This is a genomic window from Fodinibius sediminis, assembly GCF_900182555.1.
Taxonomy (GTDB): domain Bacteria; phylum Bacteroidota; class Rhodothermia; order Balneolales; family Balneolaceae; genus Fodinibius; species Fodinibius sediminis.
On the sequence record NZ_FXTH01000021.1, the window covers coordinates 38,328 to 53,968 of the forward strand.

The 15,641-nt window shown below is 40.0% G+C and carries 8 protein-coding genes; all 8 read left to right on the forward strand.

Features of this window, described 5'->3' with window-relative positions:
* The first annotated feature begins 11 nt into the window (after window positions 1-11).
* The 8 genes from FN808_RS17160 (at window position 12) to FN808_RS17195 (ending at window position 15,557) form a co-directional block, all read left to right on the forward strand.
* The gene (locus FN808_RS17160; RefSeq protein ID WP_142715850.1) at window positions 12-212 is read left to right on the forward strand and encodes a helix-turn-helix transcriptional regulator; all 201 of its coding nucleotides are present in this window, start codon (window positions 12-14) and stop codon (window positions 210-212) included.
* A 256-nt stretch (window positions 213-468) separates the two neighbouring features.
* Window positions 469-1,905, forward strand: coding sequence for a DNA primase family protein (locus tag FN808_RS17165; RefSeq protein ID WP_185958475.1), 1,437 nt, complete (start codon window positions 469-471; stop codon window positions 1,903-1,905).
* Between the two features lie 119 nt (window positions 1,906-2,024).
* Window positions 2,025-3,017 carry a DUF6371 domain-containing protein gene (locus FN808_RS17170; protein ID WP_142715852.1) on the forward strand — a complete coding sequence of 331 codons (993 nt, stop codon included), beginning with the start codon at window positions 2,025-2,027 and terminating at the stop codon, window positions 3,015-3,017.
* A gap of 403 nt (window positions 3,018-3,420) precedes the next feature.
* On the forward strand, window positions 3,421-4,230 hold the full coding sequence (locus FN808_RS17175; protein ID WP_142715853.1) for a type IV toxin-antitoxin system AbiEi family antitoxin domain-containing protein: 810 nt from the start codon (window positions 3,421-3,423) through the stop codon (window positions 4,228-4,230).
* Window positions 4,227-5,024 (forward strand): nucleotidyl transferase AbiEii/AbiGii toxin family protein, encoded by a 798-nt coding sequence (locus FN808_RS17180; RefSeq protein ID WP_142715854.1) that lies wholly within the window; start codon window positions 4,227-4,229, stop codon window positions 5,022-5,024. Before FN808_RS17175 ends, FN808_RS17180 begins: the two co-directional genes overlap by 4 nt.
* Before the next feature lie 88 nt (window positions 5,025-5,112).
* On the forward strand, window positions 5,113-10,233 hold the full coding sequence (locus tag FN808_RS17185; protein WP_142715855.1) for a DEAD/DEAH box helicase: 5,121 nt from the start codon (window positions 5,113-5,115) through the stop codon (window positions 10,231-10,233).
* Between the two features lie 20 nt (window positions 10,234-10,253).
* Window positions 10,254-13,082, forward strand: coding sequence for a DUF8741 domain-containing protein (locus FN808_RS17190; RefSeq protein ID WP_142715856.1), 2,829 nt, complete (start codon window positions 10,254-10,256; stop codon window positions 13,080-13,082).
* Window positions 13,083-13,112: 30 nt separating this feature from the next.
* The gene (locus FN808_RS17195; RefSeq protein ID WP_142715857.1) at window positions 13,113-15,557 is read left to right on the forward strand and encodes an Eco57I restriction-modification methylase domain-containing protein; all 2,445 of its coding nucleotides are present in this window, start codon (window positions 13,113-13,115) and stop codon (window positions 15,555-15,557) included.
* Window positions 15,558-15,641 lie beyond the last annotated feature (84 nt).

The window sequence follows — 15,641 nt, forward strand, 5'->3', positions numbered from 1 at the left end:
AATTGACCGTTATGGAAAAATTAATACGCCCACAAGTACTAGCAGACCAATTAGGAATCGGCCTATCTACCCTTTATGACAGGATGAAGGAGCCTGACTTTCCTCGAAAAGTCCAGATCTCGAAAAATGCCGTTGGATTCCGTGAGTCTGAAATCATGGAATGGATAGAAGCTAATACCGAAAATAAAGCAACCCATAAATTAGTGGAGTAATGAGGTTAGACCTACTAGAGGTAGGTGTGATCTCTAATACCATCACCATGGAGGCAAGCAACAAAAATGGTGAAGAGGTATGCCTACCTGAATTCCCGGATCACGTACATAAGGATGCCCAAAGTATTGCTGAGTCATATCGTCAACTAGGTGACCAGCCTAATGCATTTGAGCCTAATCTACCATACGTAAGGGAAAAGTATCCTGCCTTTGAATGGCCTGTAACAAGAAAATTAATACAAAACTACTTTTTAAAATGCAGCAATTAACACCTGAAATATTAAAGAATGGTGTGTTAAAACACGCCAAGCCACCCTCCCCTACGCCTCACGAAGAAGTACTCAAAAAGCTCCTTGGTATGGTAGAGGACGTGAACTTTTACCAGGAAGCTGGAACCGATAAGCCCAATAAGAAGCACTATGTAGTAATTGCGATTGAGAAAATATTAGAGCTCGCTGAGAATAATAACTGGGGGTTATGCAAAAAGCATGACTTTATATACCTGTACAATGGGGCTTATTGGAGCCAACTTGAGGAAGACCAATTGGAGACTTTCTTAGGTCAAGCAGCCCGAAAAATGGGGGTCAATAAATTTGATGCCCATTACTATCAATTTCGTGAAAAGTTGCTAAAGCAATTTATGAGTTTTGCTCATCTACCAACTCCAGAAAAGCCGGACGAGCTTGTTCTTATAAACCTTAAGAATGGAACCGTTGAAATTAATCCAGCGAGCAAAGTGCCGGTTAAGATTCGCCCTCCCAAGCAAGCGGATTTTTTAACATATCAACTACCGTTCAGATATGATAATAAGGCGTCTTCGCCAAGATTTACCAAGTATTTGGATGAGGTACTACCTGATAGGGATATGCAGCAGTTGCTTGCTGAGTTTGTTGGGTATGTTTTTGTTAATACATCTACACTTAAGCTTGAAAAAGCGTTAATACTACTTGGTCCGGGCGGGAATGGCAAGAGCGTGTTTTTTGAGATTGTCAATGCCCTCCTTGGTAATGAAAACGTCTCCACCTATACTCTTCAGTCGTTAACAGATAAATCTGGATACTATCGGGCAAAGTTGGCTAACCGACTAGTTAATTATGCGAGTGAGATCAATGGGAGTATGGATACGGCCCTTTTTAAGCAACTGGTCTCGGGAGAACCTGTTGAAGCTCGCTTACCCTACGGCGAGCCCTTCACCCTCACCGACTATGCCAAGCTCATCTTTAACTGCAACGAGCTACCTACCGATGTAGAACATACCAATGCCTTTTTTCGACGATTTATGATTGTTCCTTTTGACAAAACCATCCCCGAAGACCATCAGGACAAAGAGTTAGCCGCGAAGATTATTCGAAATGAGCTTTCCGGGGTGTTTAATTGGGTCTTGGATGGACTTCAACGGCTTTTAAAGCAAAGAGGATTCACCTCCTGCGAAACAGTAGAGAAACAAAACGAAAAGTATCGCATGGAGTCAGATTCAGTGCTGAAGTTTTTGAATGAAAGTGAATATGTGAAGTCTATTGAATTATATGTAAGGTTATCAAAGATCTTTAGTGAATATAAAGGATTTTGCGGTGAAGACGGTTACTATCCGGTAGGGAAGAGTAAATTTAAAAAGCGACTTGAAAATAGTGGAATCAAGGTGATGCGGAAATCGGTTGGCAATGTTGTTTATCTAAGGAAGCCCCAACAATAAAAACTTTTCTTTTGAACCTGCATTTGTTACATCAGCTACACAGTACCTTGACTTAAACGATGTAGAAGCCTTTCGGATGTAGGAAATGCAAGAAATGTAGCTCTATAAAAAACTTTTTTATGAGACAGGATATTACAACATATCGTTACAGACTTGACGCGAGTAGTAAGAAGTTCCAGTGTCCACAATGCCGAAAGAAGAGGTTTGTCAGATATAAAGACTATCAAACCAGTAAGTATATTGATGATGAATATGGACGTTGTGACCGTGAAGGTAGTTGTGGGTATTTTAAGGATCCGTACAGGAATGGCTATGGGCAAGAGGATGATTCCTATTGGCACCAAGGAAGCGTTTTAAAAGCAGAACCCCAACGTATCGACCACATACCTCAAAAGTTTTTTACGGCCAGTTTAAAAGGCTATAACCAAAATTACTTTATCCAATATCTGCACTCGCTTTTTGACAGAGAGGTTGTTCAAGAGCTCATAAACACCTACCACATTGGCACTTCCAAACACTGGGATGGAGCAACGGTCTTTTGGCAAATTGATATCCAGGGTAGGATTCGCACTGGTAAAGTAATGCTATATGATACCTATGGCCGTAGAGTCAAAGACCCTTACCCACACATAAATTGGGTGCATAGCTTATTGTATGAGAGTTATAATCTTCAGCAATGTTTGTATGGTGAGCATCTGTTAACAGATGATAAAAGAATTCCTGTGGCCATAGTTGAGAGTGAGAAAACGGCTATAATTAGTAGTGCTTACTTTCCTGAATTTACGTGGCTCGCTGCAGGCTCCAAGTCCAACTTAAAACCAGAGCTTTGTAAGTGTTTAATGGGACGAAGTGTGACGCTATTTCCTGATTTAGGAGCTTATCAGGATTGGCAAGAAAAAGCGAAAAGTCTATCATACTTTTGTGACATTAGAGTTTCGGATATCCTTGAAGCAAGTACTGATAGTAATGACAAAGAAGAAGGATATGATTTAGCTGATTATTTGATTCAGTATAAGGTTGATGAATTTCTTAAAGCCGCAGAGTCTATTAACACTAATGTTGAAGTTGTACTAAACGAAAAGGGATATCCAGCTTCCTGGGATGATCTTTGATAGTTATTTAGAATTGGGCTAAAGCTATTGTTTGTTGGTAATTCTTCCCATTTGCTCAGGTCCATTTTTTTCAATTAAAATGACAGGGGCCCAAGCTCATAACCTCTTATAAAATTCTGGAGTATTGGGACAAGATTCTTTTTTAGGCAATTATATTTCTAATTATTGGCAGTAAACAAAGAATAGTGCCGAAATATAGATATGATTGGCTATTCCGATGACATAATATTTTGATGATGATATAAGTAATGTCATTACACGAACTTAAATGAAAGGGGCTATCGCCAGATTGATGAATTTAGATTTAGGCTATTCAATAATAGTTTGTTTTTAAATAATATTTTAGTTATTAACTGCAAAAGGGGTCGAACTTCCGCCCATTTTGTAGGTGAAAACTAAAATTATGGCTAATAATCACTACGAATACTTAGATTCATTTTTGGATCGGCAAAGAAGCCGGGGGCGTTTTACCTTTACCGCAGATGAGGTAAAGAAAGAGTTTGAGTTGTCTGAAAATGCTTTTAAAAAAACGACTCAGCGATTACTTGAACAGAACAAAATTTCTCGACTACGGAATAAGTTCTACTTAATAATACCACCTGAATATTCTACGCGACAGACCCTTCCCCTTGGATATTTCATTGATGATCTAATGACCTTTCTGGATCGTGAATATTATGTTGGTCTATTAACGGCCGCCATGTACCATGGGGCCGCCCATCAACAACCACAGCAGCAATTTATCGTTCATGATTCATCCTACCTTCGTCCTATAGACAATCGGCGTCAATCTATAGTGTTTTGTTTAAAAAAAGAGTGGGATAAAAAAGATATCCAAGAGCAAAAAACAGATGCAGGTTTTATAAATATTTCATCACCTGAGCTAACAGCTTTTGACTTGTTATTTTATGTAGATCGGATTGGCGGATTTAATAGAGCAGCTACCGTTTTATCTGAATTAGAAAGTAATATTGAATCGTCAGATCTCTTTAAAGCAGCACAAAGATTCAACCAAACCACGACCCTTCAACGATTAGGATATATATTTGATGAGGTGCTCAGTAAAGCTAAATTAGCAGATGCTATTTTTGAAGCTCTTGATGAACGTACATTTTATCCTACTAAACTAAGTACGTCTGAAGAAAGCGATAATCAACGCACTCCAAATCGTTGGAAAGTAATACCGAACATAGAGATAGAAGCAGAATTATGATACCGAAGGCTTATATAGATGCTTGGCGTACTACAGCTCCTTGGCAACAAGATGCACAAATAGAACAAGATCTGGTTATTTCAAGAGCATTAGTAGAACTGTTTTCAAATGATTTTTTAAGAGAACATCTTGCCTTCCGGGGTGGGACAGCTCTACACAAATTATTCTTACATCCTCAGGCTCGCTATTCAGAAGACATTGATCTGGTTCAGCTCAAGGAAGGTCGTATTAAACCTATACTCGAAGCTATCCACGATCAATTGTTATTCTTGGGAGGAAAAGAAGACCGAGACGTGCAATCAGCTGATCATAATTGGACTGTGTATTATTCCTTCGAAACGGAATATCCGCCGCCACCAGAGATGCGTATTAAAATTGAGATTAATACAAGGGAGCACATAAATATATTAGATTTAAATGAAGAGAGATTTACTGTTGAAAATCGGTGGTTTAGCGGTTCCGCAGATATCGTGACCTATCAGCCAGAAGAACTGTTGGGGACCAAGCTTCGAGCTTTATATCAGCGTAAAAAGGGGCGCGATCTTTTTGATCTCCATTATGCTCTTACACATCTTGAAGTTGATACTGGAAGTATTATTCGTTGTTTCCAGGCATATATGGAAGAAAATGACAACCGACCGCCCACGGGTAGAGAGTTTGAACTCAATTTGGAAGAAAAGATGCAAGACCGAGAATTTACCGGAGATATTAAGGCTTTATTGCGTCCTGAGATTAAATACGACCAAGATAAAGCTTATGAACATGTTTTTAATTCATTAATTCGGAATATTTAATTGCACATTTAAAATCTTTCTTAGTCAATCCTTCAAATTTTACATATTGTTGAGCAGATTGGCTTTTATTTAAATTAACCTCTTCGTTGTGGACATATTTGATATTCATCAACAGATAATCGGGGAATACGAATCTTTTGTAGAATCTTTTATTGATTTAAAAGATGACAAAATAAGACAAAAGGTAGATCAAGAGCTAAGTGAAGGGAAGCTTTGGCCTGAACCTCTTATTCAATTTAATCCCTCCTATAAAAAAGGTGAAAGCGTAAAGAACCTTTGTAAGCAGGGGGTTCTGCATCCAGAATTGAGTAATATTTTTGAAGGTTACGATCTGTATGAGCATCAAGTTAAAGCTTTAAAGCTGGGGACGAATGCTGAGGATTTCATTGTAACCTCGGGTACAGGATCAGGGAAGTCATTAACTTATTTGGGTACTATTTTTGATTATGTATTGCGTAATCCCAATGAGAGAGGGGTTAAAGCAATTATAGTTTATCCTATGAATGCCCTGATTAATTCTCAGTATAATGAAATAGAAAAGTATGAGAGTAATTACATAGAATCCGGCAAGGAGTTTCCAATCCAGTTTGCACAATATACGGGTCAGGAAGGTGATACTGAACGAGAACGTATTATTGAAGAACAACCAGATATAATCCTAACCAACTACATGATGATGGAACTCATCATGACAAGGCTTAGAGAAAAAAATCTGAGAGAAAGTTTTAAACAGTCACTGAAGTTTTTGGTATTTGATGAGCTTCATACCTATAGGGGGCGTCAAGGTTCAGATGTAGCAATGCAAATTAGACGAATTAGAAGTGCTTGTAAGAACGATTTAGTATGTATAGGTACTTCAGCTACCATGGCTACCGGTAGTACACTGTTAGAGCAAAGAGAGGCAGTAGCAGATGTAGGTAAAACTATTTTCGGGAAAAAGTTTACCGAAGATCAAGTTATAGATGAGGCATTTGAATTGGGATTTGAAGAGCTTGACCCCGAAGAGAAAAAACATAAACTGATACAGGCCCTTAATGAAGAAATTGATATAAATGATGGGGTAGAAAAGCTTAAAAAGAATGCTTTAGGGGCTTGGCTGGAACGTGATATCGGACTACAAAAGAAGGAAAGTCAATATGTTCGTCAAAAACCCAGGACGCTTAATGAAATTTCTGAAGAGTTATCAAACCTTACTGGGATTGACGTAGATCAATGTACTCAAAAAATCCGGAGGTTTTTAAAATGGGCAGAGCGTATAAATGTAGAGAATGAAAAAAATAATGTTCGACAAAAATGGCTACCCTATAAATTACACCAATTTATATCCCAAACTGGTTCAGTCCATGTAAAATTAAAAAGCCCAGCAAAACGGGATATTGATGAAGACATAAAGTTAGATGCCGGTTATTTTACTGTAGAAGAGGGGGAATCTGTTCCATTGTATCCTATGGTATTTAGTCGGGCTTCGGGTCACGAGTTTATCTGCGTAAAGAAAAATGAAGTTGACCTTACATTGGAACAACACGATTTCAATGAGCAAACTTCAGAAGAGGATGAAGAGCATGACTTGAGTAGTGGTTATATTGTTTTTGACCACGAAGAGCCGGTGTGGGCATATGACGATATCGTATATTTGCCAGATTCCTGGAAAACAAAAAAAGGAGGGATTCGAAAGAAGTATAAAGAAAAGGTCCCTCAAGAAATATGGGTAGATGTATATGGAAACTATTCGCTTACCAAAGAGGAAGGTTACGAGAAAGCTTGGTTTATAAGATCTCCATTGCCATTTGATCCTACAGCTGGAGCGTTTTTCCATGGGGGTACCAGTGAATATACAAAGCTTACTAAGTTAGGGAGTGAGGCAAGAAGTACAGCTACTTCAGTAATATCCCAGGCGACAATTAAGGCGTTAAAAGAGGCGAATTATAACAAAGAAGCGAGTAAGCTATTAAGCTTTACTGATGTTCGTCAAGATGCCTCTTTGCAGGCCGGTCATTTTAATGACTTTACAAAAACAATACGTTTAAGAGCAGCAATTCACAAAGCATTAAAGGAAGCTGATAATAATACTTTAGATCATGCTGTTATAGCTCAATCTGTTTTTAAAGCACTAAACTTAAGGGAGGAAGAGTATGCTGTTAATCCTATAGATCCTGATGCCTTTCACGTAGTTAATAGGAATGAAGAGGCTCTTAAAACGAAGTTATTGTATGATTTACTTTATGATCTGAAGTATGGATGGAAAGTAACATTACCCAACCTTGAACAGTGTGGATTGCTTAAAATTGACTACGGTCATTTAGAGGAAATAAGTAAACAAGAACAATGGAAGGATATTCCCGGATTTTCTGAAATGATACCGGAGCAACGGCGCGAAATTCTATATCAAATTTTAGACTATTTCAGAAAGAAATTTGCTGTTGCCCATGAAGCATTAAATCCTGACACAATAGAAGAGAACGAGAAGAAAATTAAAAACACTCTGAACGAAGAATGGGGGTTTGATAAGAGTGAACGTATTGAAAGGCCAAATTGGATGCGTTTTCGTCCATTTGATAGAAAACCCAGTCAAATACCCACCGAAAGTATTGGATATCTCAGTAGATTAGGACGCTATCTTAAAGAATTACCTGAATTAGAAGATCACATAACTGATAAAGATTCTTATGAGAACTTATTAGGGACTCTATTAGATAAGCTCCGTGGTACGTATTTTTCTGTTAAGGAGGTTACTGATAGAGGTTCTGGAGAGACGAAAAAACTCTATCAGTTGTTGGCTGATCCTATAGTTTGGGAACTTGGTGATGGTGAAACATTAATGGATGACCCTGTTCATAACAGATCGTACAAAGAAACGGAAGATCAGATAAACACCTATTTCCGTGACTTGTATAAGAACCAATTGAATTATGATCTATTTTTTAACGGCTCTGAGCATACTGGCCAAATTAATAATGAACAGCGCCAAAATAGAGAGGGAGAATTTAAAAAAGGCGATATAAATGCTCTTTTTTGTTCCCCCACTATGGAGTTAGGGATTGATATTGCTGATCTTAATGTAGTTCATATGCGTAATGTGCCACCGAACCCGGCAAACTATGCACAAAGAAGTGGTCGTGCTGGCCGGAGTGGACAAGCAGCATTAGCATTCACCTACTGCGCAAACTATTCTTCACACGATCGCCACTATTTTAAAAACTCAAAAGATATGGTGGCTGGAGAAGTGTTGCCTCCTCGTATGGATATGCAGAATGAGGAGCTTGTAATGAGTCATCTAAATGCTATCTGTTTATCTGAGGTAGGTTTAAGAGATTTAAATGATTCAATAGCAAATGTCCTTGACTTGGGAGATGAAGATGTTTTACCGATAAAGGAAGAGGTAAAGTTAAAGTTTGATCTATCTGACAAAAAGAAACGTAACATTAAAAAGCTATTCAATTTTGTAATATCTGATATAAAAGATGACTTAGCTTGGTATTCTGAAGAATGGTTGGAAAGTAAGATAAATAATGTCTTTGGCAGGTTTAATGAGGCCCTGGAACGATGGCGATCACTATATAAAGATGCCGTTTCACAACGGAGAAGGGCTCAAAATATCCTCGATAATCCTACGTATAAAGCAGGAAGTAGCGAAAAGAAATTAGCAGGAATAAATGAAGATCAAGCAAGGCGACAAATTTCTTTGCTGAAAAATGAATATCGCAAAGGTGGGAGCCTTTCGGAGTTTTATCCTTATCGCTACTTAGCCTCAGAAGGGTTTTTACCGGGATATAACTTTACCAGACTTCCTATTCGAGCCTATATGCCTTCAAACGACATTAGTATGGAGGGTGACTACTTGTCTCGACCAAGGAATATTGCTTTAAGGGAGTTCGGACCCGGAAACATTATATATCACAATGGTTCTACCTATTCAGTTACAAGGATGAATGTCAATGATGCATCCAAAGAACTAACGAGGGCAAAAGTAGCAAAGAAGAGTGGTTATATTCTCGATGGGAAAGATTTTGAAAACGAGCTTTGTCCCTTTACGAAAGAACAGCTTGACGATGATAATTCCAGAGAGATTATCAATAATTTGACCCACATGGGAGAGGTACAAACGAGGCCACGTAAAAGAATTTCTTGTAATGAGGAAGAAAGACAATCTCGCGGTTATGAAATTGATACCTACTTTAAGGTAGATGGAAGTATGGATCGCGTTAAAAATATTGAGCTTAAAGGCAGTGAAGGTAATTTAATGACTATGAGATACATTCCTGCAGCTCAACTCTATTTTATTAATAGAAAGTGGCGCACATCTACAGAGAAAGGATTCCTGCTTAACCTAACTACGGGAGAATGGGCTAAAGGAAATAAAGCTGATAAAGAAAAAGAAGAATCAGTTGATGAGTTTGCGAATGTACAGCTTTATGTAAGGGATACTGCGGATGCTATTTATTTACATCCTACTTCAACTCTTGGTTTGGAATATGAAGGGGTAATAACACTCCAATACGCCTTAAAAAATGCTATTGAGCAAGTGTTTAGAGTAGAGCCCAATGAAATTCGTGTGGAACTTATGGGAGATAAAGAAGCTCCCAATATTCTTGTGTATGAAGCATCAGAAGGAAGTTTAGGTGTTTTAAAAACACTGGCTGATCAACCCAAGAAATTTAGGGAAGTAGTAGAAAAGGCATATGAAATTTGCCACTTTACCAAACCTAAAAAAGAGGAAAAGGAGCTGCCTCAGGCATCTTACGATGATTTGCTAAGCTATTATAACCAATACCATCATAAGCTATTAGATCGTCATAAGATAAAAGGGTCTTTGGAACTGCTTAAAGTGGCTGAGCCGGATCCGAAAAAGAAAGGAACGAATAGAAATTATTCAGAGCAATTGGAATACCTTCGGGAGCGAATAGATCCAAACTCGAGCCTTGAAAAAGAGTTCTTAGATTATCTTGCAGATAACGGTCTTTCTCTACCTGATAAGGCCCAATATGATGTGAGCGAACTATATGTCAATGCTGATTTCTTTTATGAACCCAATGTAGTCATTTTTATTGACGGTAATGTTCATGATAAGCCTGGTGTACAGAGTGGGGACGAGAAGAAACGTAAAGCCCTTCGCAAAAAAGGATATCAGGTACTGGTATATCGTTATGATCAAGATCTTAATACATTTGTAGAAAGCCGTCCGGATATATTTCAAGAAGTTCAAATTTAGATTTTAAGTAATAGCAAAGAATGGATTATAAACCAGGTACCTTAGTATCGGTACGAAACAGGAATTGGGTAGTACAGCCATCAAATAATGAACAACTTTTAAAATTACGTCCCCTTGGTGGTACAGAAACAGAAGAAACGGGAATCTACCTTCCATTGCTGGATGCGAAGGATCGTCCCAAGCCATTTCAATTCCCGTTACCTTCACCTGATAAGTTTGGAGATATCTCTTCTACCAATGTATTGTACAATGCAATAAGATTATCATTTAGAAATGGAGCGGGTCCGTTTCGTTCTTTTGGTAAACTCTCCTTTAGACCCAGAGCCTATCAGTTGGTGCCTCTAATTATGGCGTTGCGACAAGAAAAAACGCGAATACTTATTGCTGATGATGTGGGTATTGGTAAGACCATCGAAGCCCTTCTCGTTGTTAAGGAGAAATTAGAACGAGGGGATATCGATAGTTTTTCTGTGGTTTGTCCACCGCACCTTTGTGATCAGTGGGCTAAAGAACTCGAAGAAAAATTCAATATCGATCCAGTCGTCATTCGCTCGGAGTCTATCTCCTACCTGGAGCGCAAGATGCCACCCGATACAATTATTTTTAATTATTTTCCGTATCAGGTTATATCTATTGATTATATAAAACAGGATAAATATCGGCAGACTTTTATCAATGAGTGTCCGGAAATGGTGGTTGTTGATGAAGCCCATACTTGTGCAGAGCCACCAGGAGAACACCGAAATACACAGATGCGTCATTCTCTAATCAAGGATATTTCTAATAAGGAGGGACAGGAATTATTACTTCTTACTGCAACACCTCACCGGGGATTTGAAACATCCTTCCAATCAATATTGGGAATGCTGAAACCTGAATTCTCCGATGTTGAGATAGCAAACTCGGATCAAAAAACCCGAAGAGAATTGGCAAAGTATTTTGTCCAGCGAAGGCGTGGTGATGTTACTAAATGGATGGGGGAAGAAACGCAATTTCCTGATAGAGATTTTGAAGAGCTGGAGTACCAGTTAGGTAATGATTACCAAGTTCTTTTTACAGATTTCCTTGGTTATGCAAAAGAGATGATACAGGCAGATACCGAGTCGAAGCATATTCATTACTGGACAGCACTTGGATTGCTGCGTGGTATCATCTCAAGTCCCACGGCAGGGGTTTCTATGTTGCGAAAACGAGCTAATAAAAAAGAAGATGAGTTGGACGAGGTCGATGATGAAACGGCCAAAATGTTGGTCTTAGATGATGACGAGCAGGATGAAGATGTGGAACCGACGGCCGTGACCTCATCACTTGAAGTAAAGCAAGCTGAAGCCCAACGATTGAGAAATTATGCCAATCGACTTGAAGACTTAGGCAAGCCATCTAAGGATAACAAGGTGAAGGCAGCGATTGACATCGTTGGGGAGTGGCTGCAGGACGGATACAATCCGATTATATTTTGCCGGTATATTTCTACTGCTCACTATGTGGCCGATCAAATTCGGGATAACTTGCCCTCAGGCTATATTCGTGATACCGAAGTCGAATCGGTTACCAGTGAATTAGCTGATGAGCAGCGAAAAGAAAAGGTTGAGGCTTTAGGCAAGCAGAAATATCGGGTGTTGGTTGCCACTGATTGCCTTAGTGAGGGAATTAACCTGCAGGATCACTTTACGGCTGTATTACACTATGATTTACCCTGGAATCCTAATAGAATTGAACAGAGAGAAGGTCGGGTGGATCGCTTTGGACAAATAGCTCCCAGGGTAAAAACAGCGCTCTTATATGGAGGAGGGAATCCAATTGATGCAACGGTGTTAAAGGTTCTACTGAGAAAAGCCCGACAGATTAAAAAGGATACGGGAATTTCTATTCCATTTCCTGATGACAGTAAATCCATTATGGAAGCCGTTTTAAATGCAGTATTACTGAATCCCGGTTCCGTGAATACGGATATGAGCCAGTTGCAGCTTGGATTCCAGAATGAGGTGGTTAAAAAGGGAGCGGATCAAGCAAGCTTGGCTATAGAGCGTGCCAAAAGTCGTGAAGAAGCGACCAGGAGTATTTTTGCTCAGCGAGCTATCAAGCCAGAAGAAATTAAAGAGTACCTGGTTGATTCTGATGAAGCTCTTGGAAGTCCGGCTGATGTAGAAAAATTCGTAAAGGATGCCGCCGATTATATAGGGATTGAACTACGGCCGGTACCAAACAAATCCGATCAGTACTATCTGAATACGACACAGCTTTCAAAACGTCTTAGAGAACTATTGCCAGAAAAAGAGAAAATTAAGGTAGGATTTGAAGCGCCCTTGCCCGAAGATGTCTATTACCTGGGACGTAACCATCCTTTTATTGAACAATTATCACAAAAAATTATGGGACTGACATTTCAGGACGAGGAGTCACCGTTTTCAAGAATGTCGGTTGTCCGAACGGACCAGGTAGATGTTAAAACAACCCTTTTGTTACTCCGGGTACGTAATGTTATTTCCAAGAAAAAGCGAAATAATGAGTTGGTAGCTGAAGAAATGGTGCTCTGGGGATATAGAGGGGATCCTGAGGACGAGGATTTCCTGAATCATGACCATGTGAAAGAGTTACTGAACAAAGTAAAAGCAGTCGCAAACCTCTCTCAGCAGGAAAAAAAGTATTTTGCAGAAGCTGAATTGCGAGATTTTAAAAGCGAAAAAATGGAAGAAAGTTTAAAAGAACTTACCCGTGAACGAACGGAAGAGTTAATTGAGGCGCATGACCAATATCATGAAGCTGTAGGAGGGGGAAGATATACGGGAGTTGAACCTGTTCTGCCTCCCGATGTGATGGGTATGTATATCCTACTTCCGGCAGTGTAAGTATCATTGATTTAAGCAACGATTAATTTTATGGATTCCTTTCAAAGCATAACTATTGAAGGCCAAATACTAAGTGCTGAAATACTTTCAAAACTGAGTCAAGAGGGGTATGACTATCAAACTCCTGAAGACTTTGGATTGGGCGAAAATCAGAAACTCCGTGATGAAATTCAGTTTGCCTATAGTTTAGCCCGCCAGCAGTGGGAAATTTTTAAGCAAAAGAAATCACGTTGGGAGGAATCGGAATGGGGTACCTCGGATACCCGAAACTATTGGATGCTACCGTTGCTGGATTCGCTGGGATACGAGCTGAGTTTTGAAAAAGCAGAAATGGTGAACGGCAAGAGCTATAATATCAGTCATCGTGGTATGGATCGCGGCGGGTTTCCGGTTCATATCATGAGTACGAAAGACAAGCTGGAACAAAAGCGTGATTATGGCGGATCCCGGCTGTCTCCACACGGATTGGTACAGGAATACCTGAATCTTACTGAACACCTTTATGGACTGGTAACGAACGGTTCTAAATTACGTCTTCTTCGGGACTCTACCCGACTTTCGCGTCTATCATATGTAGAGTTCGATTTGGAAGCCATGTTTGAAGATGAACTGTACAGTGATTTTGCTGTTATGTTTCGACTCATCCATGCTAGCCGAATGCCCACACAGCCCGAAGAGAGTCCGGATTCTATTATTGAGCAATATCACCAGGATGCAATTGAGTCTGGGGCGCGCATTCGTGAAAAGTTGCGTGGAAGCGTTGAGATTAGTTTGCAGACGCTGGGTAATGGTTTTCTGAAACATCCCGATAATGAAGAGCTTCGTCAGCTTATTGCCGATGGTGAAATAGACGCCACCAAGTTTTATGGAAAACTGCTGAAAATTATTTACCGCCTGCTGTTTTTGATGGTATCGGAAGAGCGCAATATGATATATCCCAAACCGAAGGAGACTGACTGGGACGCGGAGCTGCTGCAGGAATATCGAGCTATTTATAACAACTATTACAGCATTAACCGCTTGCGGTCGTTAGCGGAGCGAAAACATCAGCTCAATACCGATGAGGAAGATCTCTGGGAAAGTTTAAAACAGACCTTTGCTCTTTTTGAAAAAGAAGCCATTGGTCAGCGTTTAGGTATTCAGGCACTAAACGGAGACCTGTTTAGCCCGGCGGCCTTAGATCCGCTTTCTGAATGTAAGCTCACGAATGATGTACTGCTACGGAGCTTGGATGCTATTGCCCGTTTTGAAAACGAGAGCGGACAGTTAACGCGTGTTAATTACGGCGGGCTGGACGTGGAAGAGTTTGGATCGGTTTATGAAGCGTTACTGGACTATGATCCCAAAATTAAGAAGGGCGTTAATGTTTCTTTAGGAAGTGAATGGGCTTTTCAATTTGCTGAGGGTACAGAACGCAAAACAACGGGTTCTTACTATACACGAACCGAGCTGGTGCAGGAACTGATAAAATCAGCACTTGTTCCGGTTATTGAAGAGCGGCTGGAAGAAGCAGACAGTAAAGATGAGCGAATTCAGACGCTACTCGACCTGAAAATTTGCGATCCCGCGGTGGGATCGGGGCACTTTCTCCTGGCCGCAGCACGAAAGATTGCCGAATATTTAGCCAAAGAACGGACGGGAGAAGATCAGCCGGGACCTGATGCTCACAAGGAGGCTCGCAGAGAGGTTATCCAGCACTGCATTTATGGGGTGGATATGAATCCCATGGCCGTGGAGCTTTGTAAGGTTGCCCTTTGGTTAGAGAGCCATTCAGTAGGATATCCATTGACATTCCTCGATCATCATATCAAATGCGGTAATAGTTTGGTGGGACTTGATGATCTTGATCGATTGGATGAGGGAATCCCGGACGGTGCATTTGAGACGGTTATTGGTGATGATAAAGGAATTGCTAAGAAGCTAAAGAAGCGAAATAGAAAAGAAAGAAAGTCTGGTAAGCAAACGGAACTACAGGCTTCTTCAGGTTCAGCGATACAGGCATTGGATCAATTCGCGAAGCGACTTAAAGAGATTGACCAAATGCCAGAGCAAACGGTTGAAGATATTAATGAAAAAGCCAAAGCTTATAATCACTTCAAAAAGGAACAAGGATACAGGGATGCCCTGCATGCCGCTAATATATGGACAGGGGCTTTCTTTGTACAGAAAACCCAGAAAAACCTTGACAATAAACTGATACCAACAAGCCGTAAACTGCATTCTTATGTGGCAAATCCCCGAGGGGCCGATGCCAGATTCTTGGGAAAAATGGACTCGTTAGCCCAGAAGGATAACTATTTCCACTGGCCGCTGGAATTCCCCGAAGTGCAAGCCCAGAATGGTTTTGATGTTGTTTTAGGGAATCCGCCTTGGGAACGCATTAAACTACAGGAGAAGGAATTCTTTAAAGGAAAGGATGATAAAATCGCAAACTCAAATAAGTCTAAAAGGAATAAATTAATAAGGGTCTTATGAAGTTAAGCTCTCAAAGGGGGTCCTCTCGGAGCTTATCCAGTAAGACGTTATATAAGTTTTTATTTCGATGATTAAAACGGAATT